This is a genomic window from Paenibacillus algorifonticola (assembly GCF_050481745.1).
In the GTDB taxonomy this organism is placed as follows: Bacteria; Bacillota; Bacilli; order Paenibacillales; family Paenibacillaceae; genus Pristimantibacillus; species Pristimantibacillus algorifonticola_A.
Window position 1 is genome coordinate 49,455 of record NZ_JBCNGR010000033.1, and the last position, 21,530, is coordinate 70,984.

Below are 21,530 nucleotides of genomic sequence, written 5' to 3' on the forward strand. Positions count from 1 at the left end.
CGTGATAGTAGATGTGCTTACGCTCTTCCCTGAAATGTTCGATGGCGTGTTTGGAGCTAGCATTCTTGGAAAGGCACAGGAAAAAGGCATCGTAGCACTGAATGCCATTAATTTTCGCGCATACTCCGGCAATAAGCATAATACGGTAGACGACTATCCGTATGGCGGAGGAGGAGGCATGGTGCTTAAAGCAGAGCCTGTATTTTCGGCGGTTGAGCACTTAATCGAGCAGGTCGGAACAGGGGCTCGTCCCCGTGTGATTTTAATGTGTCCACAGGGGGAAACCTTCACCCAGCAGAAGGCAGAGGAGCTGGCGAAGGAAGAGCATCTGATTATGATTTGCGGCCATTATGAGGGCTATGACGAGCGTATACGCGAGCATTTAGTAACGGATGAGCTTTCGATTGGCGACTATGTGCTGACTGGAGGGGAGCTTCCTGCGATGGTTGTTATCGACAGCGTAGCACGCCTGCTTCCCGGCGTTCTTGGCAATGAAACTTCGGCAGTTACAGACTCATACAGCACAGGCCTGCTGGAGCATCCGCATTATACAAGACCCGCCGTATTTCGTGATATGGAGGTGCCGGAGGTGCTTGTTTCCGGCCACCATAGCCGCATCGAGGCATGGCGCCGCGAGCAATCGCTGCTTCGCACACGGGATAGACGTCCTGACCTGCTGGAGAAGGCCGAATTGACCGCGAAGGAGCGTAAATGGCTTGCTTCTTTGGACAAACAGCAGTCTTAAGCGATAATGTTGGCAAGCCCGGAAAAAGATGTTGAAATTTGGGTTTGAATATGGTATGATTTCAAATGTTGTTCGTATTAATCGGACGGTCCGCTAATGGTAATGACCCAATTTCAAATGGGAAGTTGGAGAGCTATTAAGAACGTCTATGGTGGAAGGAGTGAATCCAAGATGAATCTCGTACAAGCGATTACGCAAGAGCAGCTTCGCAAAGACCTTCCTAACTTTCGTCCCGGTGACACGTTGAAAGTATACGTTAAAGTTATCGAGGGATCCCGCGAGCGGATCCAGCTATTTGAAGGCGTTGTAATTAAACGTCGTGGCGGCGGTATTAGCGAAACTTTTACAGTACGTAAAATTTCCTACGGTGTTGGCGTCGAAAGAACTTACCCGTTGAACTCGCCTAAAATCGATCGTATCGATGTGGCACGTCGTGGTAAAGTACGTCGCGCTAAACTGTACTACCTACGTAACCTTCGTGGTAAAGCAGCTAGAATTAAAGAAATTCGTTAAGTCGAATAGACAAGAGGGGGCTTGGTTAAACAAGCTCCCTTTCGTTATTCTTACAGCTTGTCTGCAAGTATGAATTCGAGGATGGAAAGAAGGCGTTTTTATGGACCAGCAATCACGTAATGATGAAAATGTAACTGAAATCACATCAGATAGCGCCGAAACGGCTACTCCATCTGCTGAGTCTGACAAAGCGGCGCCTAACCAAAAAGCAAAAGCGATGAAAGAAACAGTAGAGTGGATCAAAGCGCTTGCTATAGCTGTCGTGCTGGTCGTCATTATTCGCAGTTTTCTGTTTGCACCGTTCATGGTTGAAGGCGAGTCCATGCATCCAAACTTTGAAACTGGCGAGCGTCTTATTGTGAATAAAATATTGTACAAATTCCGAGAGCCTGACAGAGGCGAGGTTGTCGTGTTCCATGTTCCGGAACAAGGCAGAGATTTTATTAAACGCGTCATTGGGCTGCCAGGAGATACAATTAAGGTTCAAGGCGATGACGTCTTCATTAATGATGTGAAATTGGAAGAGCCATACATTGCGGAGGCCATTAAACAGGCTCAGGCAAATGGTCAGCTTTATAATAATGAATCAGATTTCCCTAATGAGCGAATAACGGAAGCGACTGTGCCGGAGGATACGATTTTCGCAATGGGCGACAATCGCAGCAACAGCCAGGACAGCCGTGCCCTTGGTTATATTTCGAATAAAGAGCTTGTAGGACGGGCGGAAGTGATTTTCTGGCCGCTGAACAAGCTGAGCTTTATTAAGCATTAATTGGCATTTGAATGAGGTGAGAAGTTGACGATTCAATGGTTCCCCGGTCATATGACGCGGGCGAAACGACAAATACAAGACAAGCTCAAGCTGATTGATGTAACGATCGAGCTGCTTGATGCACGTATTCCAATGTCCAGCCGCAACCCGATTGTTGATGAAATTTTAGGAAGCAAGCCGCGGCTGATCGTGCTCAACAAGTCGGACCTGGCAGATGCTAAGGTGACGGAGCAATGGATTACGTATTTTAAGGGAGAAGGCCATGAGTGTATTGCGGTCGATTCTTCAACAGGAACGCGGGTAAACGAGGTTCCGGTTAAAGCAAAAGAGCTGCTGCAGGAAAAAATTGACCGTCAAATCGCCAAGGGCATTAATCCAAGAGCGGTGCGCGGTCTCATCGTCGGCATTCCGAATGTAGGGAAATCGACGCTGATCAACCGCCTGGCAGGTCGCAATATTGCGCTAACTGGCGATCGTCCAGGGGTAACCAAAGGCCAGCAGTGGATAAAAGCTGGTAAGGATATGGAGCTGCTTGATACGCCGGGCATTTTGTGGCCGAAGTTTGAGGATGAGCTTGTCGGCTATCGCCTTGCGATGACAGGTGCGATTCGCGAGCAGGTTTTGAACATTGAGGATATTGCGTTTTTTGCTTTGAAGGAATTGGTTGACCGTTACTGGAACAGTGTAAAAGAGCGCTTCGAGTTGACGATGGAACAGCCGGATACGAACGAGTCTGATGAAATCGTCAAGGTGATGGAGGAAATCGGACGCAAGCGGGGTTGTCTGCAAAGCGGAGCGCGTGTTGATCTGGAGAAGGTTTCGGGCATTATTTTGCGGGAGCTGCGTGCAGGCAAGTTCGGCCATATTTCGCTTGAAGCACCTTGGAAGCAAAATAGCTAGATTTTTGATTGTATGAGTGTCCTTAGAGGCCTGAGGATTTGAAGCGGGGGATAGGCGAACATGCTGGAGTATGAACGTAAGCTGTGGAGCGAAGGCAGCCGGGCGATTGCCGGTGTGGATGAGGTTGGCCGGGGCTGTCTGTTCGGCGATGTCGTCGCTGCTGCTGTCATTTTGCCCCCTGATCTGGTCATTAAAGGGGTAAATGATTCCAAGAAGCTCTCGGAGAAAAAGCGGGATCAGCTTTATGACATCATTATCGAAAAGTGTATCGCGTGGTCGGTTATCCGTGTAGACGCTGCTGAAATTGACCGCATTAATATTAAGCAGGCGGCTAGGCTTGCGATGAAGCTTTCCATCGAATCATTGGCGATAGAGCCTGATTATTTGCTCATTGATGCAGAGAAAGTGGATGTGCCAAAGCCGCAGCTTGCGATCATCAAAGGGGATGCCAACAGCCAGACGATTGCTGCTGCATCGATTTTGGCCAAAGTAACGCGCGATCGTTTATGTGTGGATGAATGGGAGCAGCTGTACCCAGAATACGGCATAGCTGTACATAAGGGCTACCCGACGAAGCTGCATCGCGAGCGGCTGCTAGAGTATGGGGCGAGCCCGCTGCATCGCAAAACCTTTCTTGGGAAAATATTTGCGGAGCAGCAGCAATTATTTTAGATAAATAAAGTAAGACGGCGTGCTGTTGGTGCAGCGTATGCGCCGTCTTTTTTTGTATAATGAGGGTTAAAACGAGTAGATTGAGCCAGCGGCGAAAAAGCTGATTCATCATACGAAGGCGACTAGCCGATAAAGGTAATAAAGCATGTTTTGATAGCGAAGCAGGATGATGCCTGACGGGCGTAAGCTGAATTTCATCGTAAAACGGGAGCGATGGCAATGAATATTGGACAAATGATGAGAAGCATGCTGGGCGAAGCGTCGGGAACGGATATACGTTCAGCTGAGCTGAAGCCGGGACAGACGGTACGCGCCCTGGTGCTGCAGGTATCGGACAACAATGAGGCAATCGTGCAAATCAACGGCGTGCAGATAAGGGCGACCCTTGAGGTGCCGTTGGCCGCAGGTCAAGCAGCGATGCTTCAGGTTGGTGCGCAGGCGGAAGGCGGCCTTATTATGCTCAAGCAAATAGATGCTGCGCTCGCCGAGCTGCCGGAGCAGTCGATCAAGGACCTGCTTAAGCAGTTTGCTTTGCCCGACCAGAAATGGGCGGCGCAAATCATAAAGAACTTAAATCAAGAAGGCATCCCGCTGAACAAGGATGCCGCGCAGATGTTTCAGCAAGCGGCGGCAGCTATGCCGTCAGGCGCGAATACGGAGCAATGGATGCAGGCGGCAGCCTCGGCATTCAAGCGCGGTTTGCCTGTGGCAGCAGCGACGATTAGTGCGCTGCAGCAGGTGATGTTTGGTCCAGCGGCGCATGAGCTGCTGGACCAGCTGAGCCAGCTGGCGTCGTCTGCTGCTGCAGCCGGCGGCAAGGAAGCCGCCAGCGGGCAGGCGCAGGCGGGCGGGAAGGAGGCCCAGCTGGCGCAGCAGCTGGGCAAGCTGCAAGCGCTGCTCGGCGAAGGCGCAGAGCTGCTGCGGGGGCTTGGCGGCGGCGAGAAGCCGGGAGCCGCCGCTGGCGAAGCCGGGCGCGCGAATGCGCTGCAGCCGCGCGGAGCAGAAGCGGGAGCTGCCGCGGCGAGAGCGGCGGAGACAGCAGGCAGTGGACAGCCCGCGAAGACGAGCGGGGCTGAAGCGGGTGTGGCAGCGAGCAAAGGCGATGCTGCTGCGGGAACGGGTGCCGCCGCTGCGACAGCAGGAGCGGCGGGCAAGGCGGATGCCAGTCCGGCCAACTGGCTCGGCCAGATGATGAAGTGGCTCGGTGTTGATCACGAGCAGCAGCTCGGAAAGCAACTGCTCGGCATTCAGGCACAGCCAGCGGCAGGCTCGACGGAGCAACAAGCAGCAGAAGCAGAGCAGGGTGCCGCCAATCAGACCCGTAACGGCGCAGAACAGGCGCTGCGCGGTGAAAACGCGTCTGGGCGCAATGCAAGCCCCGTTCAGCTGCAAGAGCGATCTGGAGCAGCTGAGCGGCCTTTAGCAGCTGCCCAAGCGCACCAGCAGGCAGCAGCGGCGAGCGACAAGCTGCCTGAAGGCGGTAAACTTGGCGCTGACATGCTGAAAGCCGATTTTGGGGCGAATACGCTGCAAGGGCACAAAGGGGAGCCATTGCCTGCTCTTGCTCAAGATAATAAACAGAATGTGCAGGAATCTTTGAAAAGCGTACTTCTCGCGCTTTCAACCTTCGATGACGCGCCCGCCGCACTCAAAGAGACGGCGCAGCAGCTAGTGCAGCATATTACAGGCCAGCAGCTGCTAATGTCGCCTGAGCGCAATGGCGCTCTTTTCAGCCATCTCACCGTTTTCGTTCCTTTTAAGGGAGATGACGGCAATCAGACGGCATCGGTCCATATTCAAACGCGGCGAGGCCGAAAGGGAGAGCTTGATGCGGATAATTGCCGGCTGCTGTTTGATTTATCGATGAAAACGTTAGGAGATACGGTAGTAGACGTCCATGTCGTGGACAAAATTGTAAGCTTGACGCTGTGGAATAATCATCCGGCGATGGATGGTCTTGCGAAGTCTTCCCGAGCGGAAGTGGCAGACAGCTTGAATCAGGCGGGCTACCAGCTGCTGTCGCTGCGAACCTCTCCGATCGCAGAAAATGATGACCATGCTGCAGAAGGAGCTGCAGAAGGAGCTGCAGAAGGACATATTACTGCCCCAAGGACGTTTCTTTCCGGCCGTTATAAAGGGGTGGACCTGAAGGCATGAGCGCAGAAGAGAACAAGAACAACAAACCTGAACCGATACGGCGGGCGGTTGCGCTCAAATACGAGCCGGGCGTCGGAACAGCGCCTGTCGTCGTTGCGAAAGGCAAAGGCTATCTAGCAGAGCAGCTAATAGAAAAGGCGAAGGAAAACGGCATTCCGATGCAGGAGGATGCTTCGCTTGTAGAAGTGCTCTCAAAGCTTGATATCGATCAGACGATTCCACCTGAGCTCTATACGCTGGTAGCAGAAATACTCAGCTTTGTTTATCGCTCGGATCGTAAGGCGAGGGATTTGAATGAGTAATAGAAGAAAGCCTGATCTGGCTATCGGCAAACGTTCTGACAAGCGCAAATGGACTGGAAAGCTTGGGGAAGCTGCTGCAGAAGCCTACTTGCTGGATGCCGGCTATACGATTGAGGAGCGAAACTGGCGCTGCCGATCGGGCGAGCTGGATCTCATTGTGTGCGGGGAAGACAAGCTGGTATTTGTCGAGGTGCGCACACGCCGGACAGGCGGACGTTTCGGCACAGCCGCGGAGTCGGTTGACTGGCGCAAGCAAAAACAAGTAGCGGAAACAGCGCAAGTTTACTTGAAGCTGACTCGGCAGCTGGAACGGAGCATACGCTTTGATGTCATTGCAATTACGCTGGAGCATGATGATGCAATCAGCGAGCTGAAGCATATAATAGCGGCATTTTAGCGGTATATGGTTGAATTGAGAACATTTAAAGGGGTGTGTGAGTCCCATTGATTAGAAGTCGAAAGCCATCCTGCTAAAAATGAAAGGGGCATCACTGCGCATAGGCGGTGATGCTCCTTTTGTCGTTTGATTGATTACTTGTTTAAAATCCTATTTTGAATTGCTTATAAGTTTAGCTTTCGATATTGGATAGCTTCTGCTATGTGCTCGGCCTCGATATATTGGCTGCCTTCAACATCAGCTACCGTTCGCGAAAGGCGCATAATGCGGTCATGGGCACGCATGCTGATAGGGAGCATCTGCAGCGCGTGACCGAGCAGCTCCGCAGCATCCTGTCGAATCAGCATCGCCCGGTGCAGGGATGAGCCAGATAAGCTTGCATCGCCCTCGATTTTTAGCTTGGCAAAACGTGCTTTCTGCCGCTCCCGAGCTGCTACGACCAGGCGGCCCATCGCTTCAGAAGACAGAGGTTTTCGGCTGCTATCCGTTATCGAACTGCCGAGATCAATGGGCTGCGGAACCTCAAGCTGGATATCGATCCGATCGAGAAGCGGACCGGACAGCTTGGATTTATAGCGAGCAATTACGGCATCGGTGCAGGTACACCGTTTATCTGTTGTTTCATGCCCTGAAAATCCGCAAGGGCAGGGGTTAAAGGACACAGCTAAAATCATTCGCGCTGGGAAATGGAAGACGGCGCTAGTGCGGGCAATCGTCACAATTCCATCTTCCAACGGCTGCCTGAGCACCTCAAGTGTTTGCCGAGAAAACTCAGGCAGCTCGTCCAAATACAGCACGCCATGATGGGCGAGCGTCACTTCGCCAGGCTTTGGCACAGAGCCGCCGCCTACGAGCCCGCCTGCAGAAATCGTATGATGCGGGGCGCGGAAAGGGGCAGCAGCAATCAGTCCTTGATTATCCGTAGACAGCTTGCCGGCAGCACTGTATATTTTGGTCACTTCAATCGCTTCCTGTTCGGTCAGAGGCGGGAGAATGGTTGGCAGCCTGCGAATCATCATCGTTTTTCCTGTGCCTGGCGGGCCTGAAAACAGCACATTATGCCGACCTGCCGCAGCAATAACAAGCGCACGCTTGGCCAGCTGCTGACCGATAACATCGCTGTAGTCGCCGCATTCAGGCGCAAGCACAGGTTTATTTTTAGCCAGCAGCCCTGAATAGCTCTTGTCGTCATTCTGTTGTGATGGCGTGTAGCGAATTGCCTCCAGCCCCTCGCTATCCTGTGGACGCAAATCCATTAAATGCGCGATCGCAAAAAGCTCCATGCCGGCTATCCAGGCAGCCTCCGGAGCGTTGGCGAGCGGCAGCAGCACGCGGCGGATACCCGATTTTTTAGCCTGTTCGATCATCGCAAGCACGCCCGTAACCGGCCTAATAGAGCCGTTAAGCGACAGCTCGCCCAGCATCATCGTGTTATGAAAGAGGGTCGCATTTAATTGTCCGCTAGCCGCCAAAATGCCAGCAGCTATGGCAAGGTCGAATGCGGTGCCTTCCTTTCGCAAATCGGCAGGGGCGAGGTTCACGGTAATACGCTCCATGGGGAAGGTGAAGCCGCTATTTTTAATAGCAGCCCGTACTCGTTCGACGGATTCGCGCACAGCGGGGTCTGGCAGACCGACTACCGCAATTTGCGGCAGGCCGCTTGCAATATCGACCTCCACTGCAATTTCTTTGCCTTCGACACCATATACGGTCGCGCTTTGCATTAAGCTGAACATATAAAAAAAGCACCTCCAATTAGTGGGATGAAGGTGCTTCCTTACGTCCTGTATATCGCGGTTATGATTTTAGTGAAATGCCAAAATTGTTGCTCTTATGGAGTAGCAAACGAATGTTTGGTACAAACTAATCATAATGGGCACTGTCCATTTTTGTCAAATATTGAATATTGAACGAAAGGGGGATGGATGCGAGTAAAAGGCAGTAAATTAGCGAATTGTGGCGTTTAATCTCAAATTGAGATTGAATCCATATCAAAAAAGCCGAAGTATTCTTGCATGAATATAAGGTAACACCTGAGGAAAAATGCTATGATAATAGATGTTTGTGTACATACGACTGATTTCGGTCTATGAAATGGAGGATTTCAACAATGAATATCCATGAGTATCAAGGCAAGGCGTTATTGAAACAGTATGGTGTAGTTGTGCCTGAGGGCAAAGTTGCGTTCACCGTTGATGAAGCGGTTGCAGCAGCAGAAGAGCTTGGTACGAAAGTTGTTGTTGTAAAAGCACAAATCCACGCGGGCGGCCGTGGTAAAGCTGGCGGTGTTAAAGTCGCAAAAAGCTTGGATGAAGTTCGCGCATATGCAGGAGAAATCCTTGGAAAAGTGCTCGTTACGCATCAAACTGGCCCAGAAGGCAAAGAAGTTAAGCGCCTTCTTATTGAGCAGGGCTGTGACATCAAGAAAGAATATTATATCGGTGCTGTTCTTGACCGTGGCACAGGCCGCGTCGTCATTATGGCTTCAGAGGAAGGCGGCACGGAAATTGAAGAAGTTGCCGAGCATTCCCCTGAGAAAATTTTCAAGGAAATCGTTGATCCAGCTGTGGGACTGCAAGTATTCCAAGCGCGTAAGCTCGCTTATGCAATCAACATTCCAACTGCACTCGTCAACAAAGCTGTTAAATTCATGATTTCGTTGTACAACGCTTTCGTAGAGAAAGATTGTTCTATTGCCGAGATCAATCCACTTGTCGTAACTGGCGATGGTGAAGTAATGGCGCTGGATGCGAAGCTGAATTTTGACTCCAATGCCCTATACCGTCATAAGGATATTGTCGCTTTGCGCGATCTGGAAGAGGAAGATGCGAAAGAAATCGAAGCTTCCAAATACGATCTCAGCTACATTGCCCTTGATGGCAACATTGGCTGCATGGTTAATGGCGCAGGCCTTGCTATGGCGACAATGGATATTATCAAATATTATGGCGGCGACCCGGCGAACTTCCTGGACGTAGGCGGCGGTGCAACGAAAGAGAAAGTAACAGAAGCGTTCAAAATCATTTTGTCCGATGAAAATGTTAAAGGGATTTTCGTTAATATTTTTGGCGGCATTATGCGTTGTGACGTTATTGCGGATGGCGTTATTGCGGCCGCGAAGGAAATTGGCCTCGATCGTCCGCTTGTCGTAAGACTGGAAGGCACAAACGTTGAATTGGGTAAAAAAATGCTGAACGAGTCGGGACTGAACATCGTAGCAGCGGACTCTATGTCAGACGGCGCACAAAAAATTGTCGCTCTCGTGAAATAAATACGCGTATGAATTCATGGACGGGGATGTGAGATTCGATGAGCATTTTGGTAAACAAAGATACAAAAGTGATTACGCAAGGGATTACGGGCGCAACTGGCTTGTTTCACGCGAAAGGCGCACTCGATTACGGTACGCAAATGGTAGGCGGAGTAACGCCGGGTAAAGGCGGAACTAACGTTGATATCACTCTTGAAAACGGTTCAACGGTATCGCTTCCAGTGTTTAACACTGTTGAGCAGGCAGTAAAAGCGACTGGCGCTACAGCTTCGGTTATTTATGTGCCGCCAGCATTTGCAGCTGATTCTATTCTAGAAGCCGTTGACGCTGGACTTGAACTTGTTATCTGTATTACGGAAGGTATTCCGGTACTAGATATGGTCAAAGTTAAGCGTTATATGGAAGGCAGCAAATCGATTTTGATCGGACCTAACTGTCCAGGTGTTATTACACCAGACGAATGTAAAATCGGCATTATGCCAGGCTACATTCACACGAAAGGCCATGTAGGCGTTGTTTCCCGCTCGGGAACATTGACTTACGAGGCGGTTCACCAATTGACGACTCGCGGCATTGGACAATCCTCTGCAGTCGGTATTGGCGGCGACCCAGTGAAAGGCTCCGAGTTTATCGACATTTTGAGCCGTTTCAATGATGACCCTGATACTTACGCGGTTATTATGATCGGTGAAATTGGCGGTACAGCAGAAGAAGAAGCGGCAGAATGGGTTAAAGCCAATATGAAAAAGCCGGTTGTAGGCTTTATCGGCGGCGCAACAGCGCCTCCGGGCAAGCGTATGGGCCATGCTGGCGCAATCATTTCCGGAGGTAAAGGAACAGCTGCTGAAAAAATCGCTACGCTTGAAGCATGCGGAATTAAAGTAGCGCCTACTCCTTCGGATATGGGCTCCACGCTCGTATCAGTGCTTGAAGAGCAAGGCCTGTTGGAAAAATGCACAACTGTTGCAAAATAATAAAGCTTTGAAAAAGGTAAGCAACCTTTCGATTCCCGTTAGCGGGAGCTGAAAGGTTGCTTTTTTTTTATGAAGATGAGAGGGCGACTTGCATTCTTCAGCCATGTAACGCACAATAGGAAAGAATGTAAGGGCGTGCCTCATTATAATGGAGGCCGAACGATATGGAACGTGATCATGATGAATGCAGGCAAATCATAATGATGCTTAGCGAAGTGCCAGGCATTGGCTGGCGCACGATTCAGAAGGCAGTAGGGAGCGGCGCTTGGCGAGAGGGCAGCGGTCAGGATGAAGCAGCCTATGTTAAGGCTGGTTTTAGCACCCTGCAGGCACGGTCGGCTGTTAAGCGAGTAGGGCAAGGACTTGTTGCTTCAGGCTCTTCCTATGAAAAGGCCGTTCAGCTTGGAGCTAGTGTCATTACACCGTTTGATGAAGCCTATCCCAACTATTTGCTGCAAATTCCGCAGCCGCCTTGGGTGCTGTATGCGCTTGGCCGTCTGGAGCTGTTGAAGCGTCCAATTATAGCAATCGTCGGAACGCGCAATCCTACCGCATATGGCCGTCATACTGCTTCTATGCTCTCTGAGCAGCTTTCAGCAGGCGGGATGACTATTGCGAGCGGTTTAGCCCGTGGAATCGATAGCAAGGCGCATGAAGCGGCTCTGCGAGGAGTTGGCAGCACGATAGCTGTGCTTGCATGCGCCGTAGATTGTTGTTATCCTTCAGAGAATAGAACTTTGTACCGCCAAATAGCGGAAGAGGGGCTATTGCTCTCGGAAACGCCAATCGGCACACCGCTGCATCCAGGCATGTTTCCGCTGCGCAATCGGATTATCGCAGGACTTTCCCTTGGCACGCTCGTCATAGAGGGTGCGATTGGCAGCGGTTCTTTGATTACAGCAGCGCAAGCGCTGGACATGAACCGTGATTTATTCGCTGTGCCGGGCCCGATTTCTTCACCTAAAAGTGAAGGGCCTAATTCGCTTATTCGCCAAGGAGCAAAGCTGGTTAGCGCGGCCGAGCATATTTTTGAAGAGTACACGTGGCTTGGCGATGAACGGCTGAAACAGTCGAATACTTCTGCCTTTTCACAGCGCCAATCGGACAAGGAATTGTCCGCTGATGAACGAAAAATTATCGCACTGCTGCGAGAGCGTCCATTATCCATTAATGAATTACACCAGCTGATAGCTGTTCCTTTTGGACATTTAAGCGCTCTTCTGATAAATTTATGTATAAAACGTAGGATCGAGCAGCAGTCTGGATCGCTATATATAGCATTGTAGTAAGCAGTAGAGAGGGGGGCGCCTAACGTGGCAGACTCATTAGTTATCGTCGAATCACCAGCCAAAGCGAAAACAATAGGGAAGTATTTAGGCAGCAAATATATTGTTAAGGCTTCCATGGGCCATATTCGCGATTTGCCAAAAAGTCAGATTGGCGTCGAAGTTGAAAATGATTTCAATCCAAAATATATTACGATTCGCGGCAAAGGCAGCGTACTGAAAGAACTCAAAAGCGCCAGCAAAAAAGTGAAGCATGTTTATCTGGCGGCTGACCCGGATCGCGAAGGGGAAGCTATTGCATGGCATTTGGCTCATTATTTAGAGCTGGATGCCTCGGATACTTGCCGCGTTGTATTTAATGAAATAACGAAGCAAGCGGTTAAGGATGCTTTTAAGACGCCGCGCAAAATCAATATGGATTTGGTTAATGCGCAGCAGGCAAGGCGTATTCTAGATCGTCTTGTCGGCTACAAAATCAGTCCGCTTCTGTGGAAAAAGGTCAAGAAGGGCCTTTCTGCTGGCCGTGTTCAATCGGTATGCGTCAAGCTGATTATTGACCGTGAAAATGAAATCGATGAATTTGTGCCGGAAGAATATTGGTCGATTACGGCAAAGGTATCGCAAAACGGTGTCCCATTTGAGGCCAAATACCATTCCATCGGCGGCGAGAAGCGCGAGCTCGGCAACGAGCAGGAAATGCAAGCCGTGCTGGATGCGATGGAAAGCGGCTCCGATTTTAAAGTAGCGGAAGTGAAGGAAAAGGAGCGTTTGCGCAATCCTGCACCTCCTTTCATTACAAGCTCCCTGCAGCAGGAAGCCGCCCGTAAGCTTGGTTTCAGGGCGTCTAAGACGATGTCCGTTGCCCAGCAGCTTTATGAAGGTGTAGAGCTAGGCAAGGAAGGCACGGTCGGTCTAATTACATATATGAGAACGGATTCCACTCGTATATCCCCGATTGCGCAGGAAGAAGCAAAGGAATACATTACGCAGCGCTACGGCGCTCCTTATATGCCAGAGCAGCTTCGCATTTATGCCAAAAAGAACAGCAATGCCCAAGATGCGCATGAAGCGATCAGGCCGACGGCTATTATGCGTGATCCGGATACGATGAAGCCCTTCCTCAGCCGGGATCAGTTCCGGTTGTACAAACTGGTATGGGAACGCTTCGTATCCAGCCAAATGTCTTCAGCCATTCTCGATACGATGACCGTCGATATGATATCTGGCGATGTGAAGTTCCGTGCGAATGGATCGAAGGTCAAGTTTGCCGGATTTATGAAAGTATATGTGGAAGGCAATGATGATGGAGCAGAGGAGGAGCATAAATTCCTGCCGCCAATTGAAGTAGGGGATATGATTCCTGCGGAAGCTATTGAGCCTAAACAGCATTTTACACAGCCGCCGCCGCGATTTACGGAGGCCAGGCTCGTGAAAACGCTTGAGGAGCTCGGCATAGGGCGGCCAAGTACGTATGCGCCAACGCTGGAAACGATTCAGAAGCGCGGATACGTTGCGATAGAAGAGAAGAAATTTATGCCGACTGAGCTTGGCGACCTTGTTATTCAGTTGATGGAAGAGTTTTTCCCGGAAATTCTCAATGCTGAATTTACAGCTAACATGGAAGGGGATCTCGACCATGTGGAGGAAGGCTCGCAGGATTGGGTCAAAGTGCTTGCGACCTTCTACGACTCGTTCGAGAAGCGTTTGGAAGTAGCGGAAGAGGAAATGAAGGAAATCGAAATTCAAGATGAGGTTTCCGATGAAATTTGCGAAAAATGCGGCCGGCATTTGGTTTATAAAATGGGACGCTTCGGCAAGTTTCTCGCTTGCTCCGGCTTTCCGGATTGCCGCAATACGAAACCGATCGTTAAGGATATCGGCGTGCCTTGCCCGAAATGCGAGGAAGGCAAAATTATTGAACGGAGAAGTAAAAAGGGCCGGATTTTCTACGGCTGTGATACGTATCCAGCTTGTGATTATGTTTCATGGGATAAGCCTTCAGGCAAGCCATGTCCGAAATGCGAAAGCATGCTCGTAGAAAAACGAAATCGCAGCGGAGCAAAGCTGCAATGTCCTACATGCGATTATTCCGAAGAGCTGCAGGATGAAGAACAGGAAGAAGCATAAAGCGGCATCTACGATGCTGTGCACAGCTCCACATGTGAGTGGACCCGGTCCTCCCTGAATAGGGAGGACAGCTGTGTTTTATCCTTCCTGTAGGTTTGACCCGCAATTTCACAAAAAAAATGATATTTATTTGCGCGAAGCGCGTATTATGATTTGGAGGTAAGTTCATTGTCATCATCATCCTATCCAAAAGTAACCGTTATCGGGGCTGGCCTGGCCGGCAGCGAGGCCGCTTGGCAAATCGCATCCCAAGGCGTACCTGTCGTACTCTATGAAATGCGGCCCGAGACGAAAACCCCAGCCCATCATACGAATCAGTTTGCCGAGCTCGTATGCAGCAACAGCTTGCGTGCCAATGGACTCGCAAATGCCGTAGGCGTGCTAAAAGAGGAAATGCGCCAGCTGGATTCGCTCATTCTTGGCTGCGCGGATCGTCATGCAGTTCCAGCAGGCGGTGCGCTTGCTGTTGACCGGGACGGGTTTTCCGGTGAAGTAACGCGCCTTCTGCACGAGCATCCGCTCGTTGAAGTCCGCAATGAGGAAGTAACGGAAATTCCAACGGACGGAATCGTCATTATTGCGACCGGCCCACTCACGGCTCCGGCCTTGTCCGCGCAAGTGCGCGAGCTGCTGGGTGAGGAATATTTCTACTTTTACGATGCTGCTGCACCGATTGTGGAGAAAGATTCTATCGATATGAGCAAGGTTTATCTCGCTTCCCGCTATGATAAAGGCGAAGCCGCTTATTTGAACTGCCCGATGACGGAAGAGGAATTCGAAGTTTTCCATGATGCACTCGTTAATGCCGAGAAAGCGGAAATAAAAGATTTTGAAAAGGAAGTATATTTTGAGGGCTGTATGCCAATTGAAGTTATTGCAAGCCGCGGCAAGCAAACAGTGCTTTTTGGACCGATGAAGCCAGTTGGACTTGTGAACCCCCATACGGGCAAGCTGCCTCATGCCGTTATTCAATTGCGACAGGACAATGCGGCTGGCACGCTGTATAACCTGGTTGGGTTTCAAACTCATTTGAAATGGGGAGAGCAGAAGCGGGTATTTTCGCTTATTCCAGGACTTGAAAATGCCGAGTTTGTGCGTTTCGGTGTTATGCACCGCAATACGTTCATCAATTCGCCACGCTTGCTCGAGCCGACCTATCAGCTTAAAAATCGTCCTACATTATTTTTTGCTGGCCAGATGACGGGTGTTGAAGGTTATGTGGAATCAGCGGCTTCCGGTTTAATCGCCGGATTCAACGCCGCTCGTCTTGCACGCAATCTTGAGCCGCTTGTGCTTCCTGGAGACACGACGCTGGGCAGTATGGCGCAGTATATTACGACGGCGGATTTCAAACATTTTCAGCCTATGAATGCGAATTTCGGATTGTTCCCGCCGCTTGAGAAACGCTTGAAGAGCAAGAAGGAAAAGAATGAAGCGATTGCGAACCGTGCGCTTGCTGGTGTTGAGAAATTTAAGCAGGAGCATTTCACCCATTTGGTAAACAACTAATTACGGTCATGCAGCTATTTTTAAAGGTTTGGATCAGTACAGGCACATTTGCATAGAGGAGGCGAAGAGATGGAAATGGAATTTCATGCAACGACGATTTGCGCAGTCCGTCACGAGGGAAAAGGCGCGATTGCAGGGGATGGTCAAGTAACGTTCGGGAACAGCATGGTGATGAAAAATAAAGCGAAAAAGGTACGCCGCTTGTATCGCGGGCAAGTCGTTGCGGGTTTTGCCGGCTCGGTTGCTGATGCGATTACGCTTTTTGAGAAGTTCGAGGCGAAGCTTGAGGAGCATCATGGTAATTTGCAGCGCTCGGCTGTAGAGCTGGCGAAGGAATGGCGCTCGGATCGCGTGCTGCGCAAGCTGGAAGCGATGATGCTGGTTATGGATCAGACGGGACTTTTGCTGATTTCAGGAAATGGCGAAATTATTGAGCCGGATGACGGCCTCTTAGCCATTGGCTCGGGCGGCAGCTTTGCTTTGTCCGCAGCTAGAGCGCTCAAGCGCCATGCCACTCATCTGGATGCGAAGGAAATGGCACGTTCGGCGCTAGAAATTGCAGCAGATATTTGTGTCTACACGAATCACAATATTATTGTCGAAGAAATCGGCTCTTAAGCGGAGGAGATTAATATGGCAAATGCAGCGTTAACACCAAGAGAGATCGTAGCGGAGCTGGATAAGTATATTGTCGGTCAAAAGCCTGCGAAACGTTCGGTCGCAATCGCCTTGCGCAATCGTTATCGCAGAAGTCAGCTTGATGAAGCGTTGCGTGATGAGGTCGTGCCGAAAAATATTTTAATGATCGGTCCTACAGGCGTTGGTAAAACAGAAATTGCCCGCAGATTGGCGAAGCTCGTAAAAGCGCCTTTCGTAAAGCTGGAAGCAACGAAATTCACCGAGGTAGGTTACGTAGGTCGTGACGTTGAATCCATGGTTCGCGATTTGGTTGAAACAGCGATCCGCATGGTGAAAACGGAAAAAACCGAGCAGGTTAAAGATAAAGCGGAGAAGCTGGCAAACGAATTGCTGGTGACGCTGCTTGTTCCTTCCAAAGTAAAGGAAAAGACGCAAAAAAATCCGTTCGAGATGCTTTTTGGCAACCAGCAAAACGATAATCTGCAAGCTGAAGAGCCGGAGCAGGATCAGACGATTGTGCAGAAACGGGCTCAGGTGCAGGCTGATCTTGCTGCTGGCAAGCTGGAAAATGAAATGGTCGAGGTTGAGGTTGAAGATGCTGCACCGAATATGCTGGACATGCTCGCAGGCGGCCAGGGCCCCGAAGGCATGGGCATGAATATGCAGGAGCTGTTCGGACAGCTGATGCCGAAAAAAACGAAGCGGCGCAAGCTGCCGGTTAAGGAAGCGCGTAAAGTGCTGATTCAGGAAGAAGCAAACAAGCTGATCAATATGGATGATGTGATTTCGGAATCGGTTACACGTGCGGAACAGTCAGGCATTATTTTTATCGATGAAATTGACAAAATTGCGAGCTCCTCGCGTGGAAATGGCCCAGACGTTTCGCGTGAAGGCGTGCAGCGTGATATTTTGCCAATCGTTGAAGGCTCGACGGTTATGACCAAATATGGTCCGGTAAAAACGGATTATGTGCTCTTTATTGCCGCAGGTGCTTTCCATATCGCCAAGCCATCCGATTTGATTCCCGAGCTGCAAGGCCGTTTTCCGATTCGGGTGGAGCTTACATCGCTCACGCTTGATGATTTTGTAAGCATTTTGAAGGAGCCGAAAAACGCGCTGACTAAGCAATACACAGCACTGCTGCAAACCGAAGGCATTGAAATTGAATTTTCAGATGAGGCCATTCATGAGCTGGCATCCATTGCCGCAGAAGTGAATCGGAATACTGAAAATATCGGAGCGAGAAGGCTGCATACGATTTTGGAAAAACTGCTTGAGGATCTTTCCTTCGAAGCTCCGGATATTACGCTGGATCACATGCTGATCACACCGGAATATGTCCGTGAAAAGCTGGGAAGCATTGCGCAAAATAAAGATTTGAGTCAATATATATTGTAGTTGGTATGAGTTTTAGGAGGCAATGGCATGACGTTATTAACAAAAACAAGGACGCTAAACCGCCTGCTGCAGCGGGCGGCTGGCAAGCCGCTTATTTTCAGAGAAATGGCGGAGGTGCTGACCAGCACCATTCAAACGAGTGTATTTGTCGTAAGCCGCAGGGGAAAGGTGCTCGGTTGTGCGGCTGTGAATCCGCATGATCATGACTCGCTGCGTTCCATGTCGGCAGAAGAGCTGCGATTCCCGCAGGAAAGCAACGAGCAATTTCTTGAAATGACAGAATCGGTCACGAATGTGGCGCCGTATGCTGGCGTTTATGAGACATTCCCGTCCCTAGGGCAGCAGGAAATTATGACGGTCGTCCCGATAACCGGTGGCGGAGATCGCTTAGGCACGCTAATTTTGACACGGCACCAAGGAGCTTTTGACGATGATGATTTAGTGCTTGCAGAATATGGGTCTACGATTGTCGGCATGGAAATTTTACGCGAGCGTTCGGTAGAAATTGAGCATGAGGCACGCAGTCGCGCTGTCGTGTCGGTTGCTATTGGTTCGTTATCGTTCAGCGAGCTTGAGGCAGTCGAGCATATTTTTGAGCAATTGGAAGGAAAAGAGGGGCTGCTTGTAGCCTCCAAAATTGCTGACAGGGTCGGTATTACTAGGTCTGTAATCGTAAATGCCCTAAGGAAATTAGAAAGTGCGGGGGTCATTGAGACTAGATCACTCGGAATGAAGGGAACTTACATTAAGATATTAAATCACCAGCTTCTTCAAGAGTTGGAAAAAATTAAATCATAAAATATGAGTCTAAACGACTAAAAAAGCCCTATCTTATTTTAAAGATAGGGCTTTTTTCTTATTGTAATAATTTGGAGAATTGTTGAATATAAACATGTCGGCAAATATCGACAGCATGATCTCATTTTTTTAATAATTTAATGTCGAACAAAGCAGGAATGCTACGAAGTGTGTTGAATACCTTATATTAGGATCTTTTAATTATCGAAAGTGGTGATAATAAAGTGAACTTATTAAGCGGATCTTCATTTCAAAGGCTAGAGGGGGCAGTTCATGCAGCAGAAATGCGGCAAAATGTCATTTCGAATAACATAGCCAATGTGGATACTCCGCATTTTAAACGGTCAGAAGTCGAATTCGAGCAGCTTTTGGAACAACAAATGGGTAATAGCTCACCTAAGCTGAAAGGAAAGCTTACGAATGCAAGGCATATTCCTATAGGTGGGCCGGTCAATCCTACGCCTCAAGTCATAAGCGATAAAGACACCGCCATGAACAATAATGAGAATAATGTGGATATTGATCGAGAAATGTCGTTGCTTGCGAAAAATCAGCTGAGCTATAACGCTTATCTGCAGCAAGTCAATCATGAAATCAAAATGATGCGAACCGCAATAGAAGGGAGAGGTTAAAGAGTGAAAATTTCCAGCGGATTTGATGCGAGCGCCTCTGCTCTAACCGCACAGCGCCTGCGAATGGATGTTATTTCTTCAAATATTGCGAATGCGGAAACGACGCGTGCCGGCTATGAGAATGGACAATTCGTGCCTTATAAACGGAAAATGGTCGTTTTGGAGCCGTTGAAATCAAGCTTTTCCAATGCGCTGAATGCCAAAATGGGAAAAAGTACAACAACTGGCGGGGTAAAGGTTGCCAAAATCATTGATGACACAGCCCCAACGAAGCTTGTATATAATCCTACCCATCCTGATGCCGATTCAAACGGCTATGTAAATATGCCGAATGTAGACGTCGCGAAAGAGATGGTTGATATGATTTCGGCTTCGCGTTCTTATGAAGCGAACGTAACAGCCATTAATTCTTCTAAAGCGATGTTTGTAAAAGCATTGGAAATTGGGAAGTAGCAGCAACCATTAAACAATAGCCGAGGAGGAATATAGTGATTCAAGCCATTTCATCAATGAACCAGTTGCAGCCTTTAAAGACGATGACAGCTGCACCTGTAGAGCAAGCTACTCCGGCAGAACTTACAAAAACATTTAGCCAGTTTTTAAATAACGCAATTGAGGGCGTTAGCGCCCAGGAACAAAATGTACATACGCTTAACGATAAGTTTTTAATTGGTGAAGTTGATGTTTCTCAGGTCATGATTGCTGGCGAAAGAGCGCAGCTTAGTCTTCAACTAACCTCACAAATCCGCAACAAGGTTGTAGAGGCATATCAAGAAATCATGCGGATGCAGGTATAATGAACGATAAAAAACCTGGCAAAGAATTTGGGTGAGGTGACAAGGTGAACGAGAAAATCGCCCAATTTAGACTGAGAATTTCGCAATTCTGGAGTCAAATGGGAAAAAAACAAAAAATAGGCTTGGGGGCTTCTGTAGGCGTACTGTTGTTATCTATAATTCTTCTTACTGTCATTTTTACAAGAACGGATTATGAATTGGCTTTTCAAAATTTGGATACAACAGACTCAGCAGCCATTATGAACTACCTGGATAGCAATGGTATCCCTTATGAGCTAGGGAGCGGCGGAACTAGTATTTCGGTACCAAGTGCTGTAGCGGAACGCACAAAAGTAACAATCGGCTCACTTGGTCTTGTACAGAACGGTTCAATCGGTTTTGAGGCCTTTACAAAAAGCTCTTCGACCTTCGGGACAACAGAAAATGAATTTAATGTCAAATATTTAAGCGCCTTGAACGGCGAGATCCAACAATTGCTGAATCGCATGCAAGGCGTGAAAAGCTCTAAAGTGCTTGTGAACTTGCCAGAAGAAAGTGTGTTTCTAACTCCTGAAGAGAAAGACAAAGCAACGGCTGCCATCTCCTTGGAATTTATGGCTGGCTATCGTCCAACTCAAAAGGAAATTGACGGTTATTACAATCTGGTAAAATCGGCAGTTCCAGGTACGACAGTGGACAGCATCACCATCTCTGGTCCGCAGGGCGAGCTGGTATCCTCCGAAGCGGGGGGCACGATTGCAGGTACAACAGAAGCAGTAGACAGCCAATTCCAAATTCAACGCAAATATGAAGCGGAATTGAAAAAGAACATTCAACAGTTTCTGGGACCGATTGTCGGTTCCGAAAATCTAGTTATCAGCATCGGAAGCAGCTTGAACTTCGATAATAAGAAGACAGAGGAACAGCAGGTTGTGCCGCTGCCTGACAATAATAATAATGGAATTATTGTTAGCCAGTCCGATCAGACCAGTTCTTCTACAGGTGGCAGCTCCAGTGCAGGCGGTGTAGCAGGAACGGGAGAAACGGATGTGCCGGGCTATACTGCAACAGATAGCTCTGGAAACTCTACCTCGGAAGAAAGCTCTTCTACTATTAATTACGATTTTGGAAGAATTAATCGTACCACGATTTCAGGACCTTTCGTAATTAAAGATCTATCCATTAGCATCGGTGTTGAAGCAAGTCGACTCACTCCAGAATCTCGTACAGAGATTACGACCTTCTTGACAGGTTTGGTACGTGCACAGCTTGCCGATTCAGGTCAAGATGTTAATAATGACGATTTAATCAACAAAAAGGTTTCACTTATTGGGCAAACATTTGCTGAAAGCACCGCTACAAACACGATTGGCGGCTTATCAATGGGATGGGCAATCGGAATTGGAGCAGCAGCACTTGCGATTATTGCCGGTTTGATCATTTTGCTCGTTCGCAGACGCAGACAGCAAGCGGCAGCAGCAGCAGCAGCTGAAGCACAGGAAGCAGTTGTAGCATCTACGGCTGTAGAATATCCTACCCTTGATTTCGATAGCTTAAGCAATGACAGCCAAGCACGTAAAAATCTTGAGACACTCGCCAAACGCAAGCCGGATGAATTTGTTAATTTACTTCGGACTTGGCTTGTCGATGAATAGAGGTCGT

The 21,530-nt window shown here is 49.1% G+C and carries 21 protein-coding genes; 20 read left to right on the forward strand and 1 reads right to left on the reverse strand.

The features are described from left to right. The first annotated feature begins 1 nt into the window (after window position 1). The 8 genes from trmD (at window position 2) to ABEW34_RS23940 (ending at window position 6,458) form a co-directional block, all read left to right on the forward strand. Window positions 2-745: a tRNA (guanosine(37)-N1)-methyltransferase TrmD gene (gene trmD, locus ABEW34_RS23905; RefSeq protein WP_430162039.1), complete on the forward strand. Its 744-nt coding sequence runs from the start codon at window positions 2-4 to the stop codon at window positions 743-745. A gap of 171 nt (window positions 746-916) precedes the next feature. Beyond that, window positions 917-1,258, forward strand: coding sequence for a 50S ribosomal protein L19 (gene rplS, locus ABEW34_RS23910; RefSeq protein WP_056039073.1), 342 nt, complete (start codon window positions 917-919; stop codon window positions 1,256-1,258). Between the two features lie 100 nt (window positions 1,259-1,358). Next, on the forward strand, window positions 1,359-2,030 hold the full coding sequence (gene lepB, locus ABEW34_RS23915; protein WP_430162042.1) for a signal peptidase I: 672 nt from the start codon (window positions 1,359-1,361) through the stop codon (window positions 2,028-2,030). Between the two features lie 24 nt (window positions 2,031-2,054). After that, on the forward strand, window positions 2,055-2,930 hold the full coding sequence (gene ylqF / locus ABEW34_RS23920; RefSeq protein WP_430162044.1) for a ribosome biogenesis GTPase YlqF: 876 nt from the start codon (window positions 2,055-2,057) through the stop codon (window positions 2,928-2,930). A 60-nt stretch (window positions 2,931-2,990) separates the two neighbouring features. Further along, window positions 2,991-3,602, forward strand: coding sequence for a ribonuclease HII (locus ABEW34_RS23925; protein ID WP_430162046.1), 612 nt, complete (start codon window positions 2,991-2,993; stop codon window positions 3,600-3,602). A 219-nt stretch (window positions 3,603-3,821) separates the two neighbouring features. Then, window positions 3,822-5,759: a hypothetical protein gene (locus ABEW34_RS23930; protein WP_430162048.1), complete on the forward strand. Its 1,938-nt coding sequence runs from the start codon at window positions 3,822-3,824 to the stop codon at window positions 5,757-5,759. Further along, the gene (locus tag ABEW34_RS23935) at window positions 5,756-6,061 is read left to right on the forward strand and encodes an EscU/YscU/HrcU family type III secretion system export apparatus switch protein (protein WP_099520688.1); all 306 of its coding nucleotides are present in this window, start codon (window positions 5,756-5,758) and stop codon (window positions 6,059-6,061) included. Before ABEW34_RS23930 ends, ABEW34_RS23935 begins: the two co-directional genes overlap by 4 nt. Continuing rightward, the gene (locus ABEW34_RS23940; protein ID WP_430162050.1) at window positions 6,054-6,458 is read left to right on the forward strand and encodes a YraN family protein; all 405 of its coding nucleotides are present in this window, start codon (window positions 6,054-6,056) and stop codon (window positions 6,456-6,458) included. Before ABEW34_RS23935 ends, ABEW34_RS23940 begins: the two co-directional genes overlap by 8 nt. Window positions 6,459-6,622: 164 nt before the next feature. Here the strand turns inward: ABEW34_RS23940 and ABEW34_RS23945 are convergent, their stop codons facing one another. After that, window positions 6,623-8,194, reverse strand: a complete 1,572-nt coding sequence (locus ABEW34_RS23945) for a YifB family Mg chelatase-like AAA ATPase (RefSeq protein WP_430162052.1) — start codon at window positions 8,192-8,194, stop codon at window positions 6,623-6,625. Window positions 8,195-8,568: 374 nt separating this feature from the next. Here ABEW34_RS23945 and sucC point away from each other — a divergent pair, with 374 nt between their 5' ends. From sucC to fliF, 12 genes are all read left to right on the forward strand, one after another. Then, window positions 8,569-9,729 carry an ADP-forming succinate--CoA ligase subunit beta gene (gene sucC, locus ABEW34_RS23950; RefSeq protein WP_430162054.1) on the forward strand — a complete coding sequence of 387 codons (1,161 nt, stop codon included), beginning with the start codon at window positions 8,569-8,571 and terminating at the stop codon, window positions 9,727-9,729. A 38-nt stretch (window positions 9,730-9,767) separates the two neighbouring features. Then, window positions 9,768-10,703, forward strand: coding sequence for a succinate--CoA ligase subunit alpha (gene sucD / locus ABEW34_RS23955; protein ID WP_056038283.1), 936 nt, complete (start codon window positions 9,768-9,770; stop codon window positions 10,701-10,703). 164 nt (window positions 10,704-10,867) lie between these two features. Further along, the gene (gene dprA / locus ABEW34_RS23960; RefSeq protein ID WP_430162056.1) at window positions 10,868-11,989 is read left to right on the forward strand and encodes a DNA-processing protein DprA; all 1,122 of its coding nucleotides are present in this window, start codon (window positions 10,868-10,870) and stop codon (window positions 11,987-11,989) included. 27 nt (window positions 11,990-12,016) lie between these two features. After that, window positions 12,017-14,116 (forward strand): type I DNA topoisomerase, encoded by a 2,100-nt coding sequence (gene topA / locus ABEW34_RS23965; protein ID WP_430162058.1) that lies wholly within the window; start codon window positions 12,017-12,019, stop codon window positions 14,114-14,116. 168 nt (window positions 14,117-14,284) lie between these two features. Continuing rightward, complete coding sequence (gene trmFO / locus ABEW34_RS23970; RefSeq protein WP_430162060.1) at window positions 14,285-15,625, forward strand: FADH(2)-oxidizing methylenetetrahydrofolate--tRNA-(uracil(54)-C(5))-methyltransferase TrmFO; 1,341 nt, start codon at window positions 14,285-14,287, stop codon at window positions 15,623-15,625. Window positions 15,626-15,694: 69 nt separating this feature from the next. Next, complete coding sequence (gene hslV, locus ABEW34_RS23975) at window positions 15,695-16,243, forward strand: ATP-dependent protease subunit HslV (protein WP_056038270.1); 549 nt, start codon at window positions 15,695-15,697, stop codon at window positions 16,241-16,243. Between the two features lie 15 nt (window positions 16,244-16,258). After that, a complete protein-coding gene (gene hslU, locus ABEW34_RS23980; protein WP_430162062.1) occupies window positions 16,259-17,662 on the forward strand; it encodes an ATP-dependent protease ATPase subunit HslU in 1,404 nt (467 codons plus the stop codon). A 27-nt stretch (window positions 17,663-17,689) separates the two neighbouring features. Continuing rightward, window positions 17,690-18,460 (forward strand): GTP-sensing pleiotropic transcriptional regulator CodY, encoded by a 771-nt coding sequence (gene codY, locus ABEW34_RS23985; RefSeq protein ID WP_056038264.1) that lies wholly within the window; start codon window positions 17,690-17,692, stop codon window positions 18,458-18,460. Between the two features lie 224 nt (window positions 18,461-18,684). Further along, window positions 18,685-19,092, forward strand: coding sequence for a flagellar basal body rod protein FlgB (flgB, locus tag ABEW34_RS23990; protein WP_430162064.1), 408 nt, complete (start codon window positions 18,685-18,687; stop codon window positions 19,090-19,092). Between the two features lie 3 nt (window positions 19,093-19,095). Then, complete coding sequence (gene flgC / locus ABEW34_RS23995) at window positions 19,096-19,545, forward strand: flagellar basal body rod protein FlgC (protein WP_056038258.1); 450 nt, start codon at window positions 19,096-19,098, stop codon at window positions 19,543-19,545. Between the two features lie 35 nt (window positions 19,546-19,580). After that, a complete protein-coding gene (gene fliE / locus ABEW34_RS24000) occupies window positions 19,581-19,889 on the forward strand; it encodes a flagellar hook-basal body complex protein FliE (RefSeq protein ID WP_430162066.1) in 309 nt (102 codons plus the stop codon). 44 nt (window positions 19,890-19,933) lie between these two features. Then, window positions 19,934-21,523, forward strand: a complete 1,590-nt coding sequence (gene fliF / locus ABEW34_RS24005) for a flagellar basal-body MS-ring/collar protein FliF (protein WP_430162068.1) — start codon at window positions 19,934-19,936, stop codon at window positions 21,521-21,523. Window positions 21,524-21,530 lie beyond the last annotated feature (7 nt).

Bases quoted from the DNA above. Each gene is read 5' to 3' on its own strand.
- lepB (WP_430162042.1), top strand. From the start codon at position 1,359: ATGGACCAGCAATCACGTAATGATGAAAATGTAACTGAAATCACATCA.
- ABEW34_RS23935 (WP_099520688.1), top strand. From the start codon at position 5,756: ATGAGCGCAGAAGAGAACAAGAACAACAAACCTGAACCGATACGGCGG.
- hslV (WP_056038270.1), top strand. From the start codon at position 15,695: ATGGAAATGGAATTTCATGCAACGACGATTTGCGCAGTCCGTCACGAG.
- sucD (WP_056038283.1), top strand. From the start codon at position 9,768: ATGAGCATTTTGGTAAACAAAGATACAAAAGTGATTACGCAAGGGATT.
- ABEW34_RS23930 (WP_430162048.1), top strand. From the start codon at position 3,822: ATGAATATTGGACAAATGATGAGAAGCATGCTGGGCGAAGCGTCGGGA.
- ABEW34_RS23925 (WP_430162046.1), top strand. From the start codon at position 2,991: ATGCTGGAGTATGAACGTAAGCTGTGGAGCGAAGGCAGCCGGGCGATT.
- sucC (WP_430162054.1), top strand. From the start codon at position 8,569: ATGAATATCCATGAGTATCAAGGCAAGGCGTTATTGAAACAGTATGGT.
- rplS (WP_056039073.1), top strand. From the start codon at position 917: ATGAATCTCGTACAAGCGATTACGCAAGAGCAGCTTCGCAAAGACCTT.
- dprA (WP_430162056.1), top strand. From the start codon at position 10,868: ATGGAACGTGATCATGATGAATGCAGGCAAATCATAATGATGCTTAGC.
- hslU (WP_430162062.1), top strand. From the start codon at position 16,259: ATGGCAAATGCAGCGTTAACACCAAGAGAGATCGTAGCGGAGCTGGAT.
- ABEW34_RS23945 (WP_430162052.1), bottom strand. From the start codon at position 8,194: ATGTTCAGCTTAATGCAAAGCGCGACCGTATATGGTGTCGAAGGCAAA.
- ABEW34_RS23940 (WP_430162050.1), top strand. From the start codon at position 6,054: ATGAGTAATAGAAGAAAGCCTGATCTGGCTATCGGCAAACGTTCTGAC.
- codY (WP_056038264.1), top strand. From the start codon at position 17,690: ATGACGTTATTAACAAAAACAAGGACGCTAAACCGCCTGCTGCAGCGG.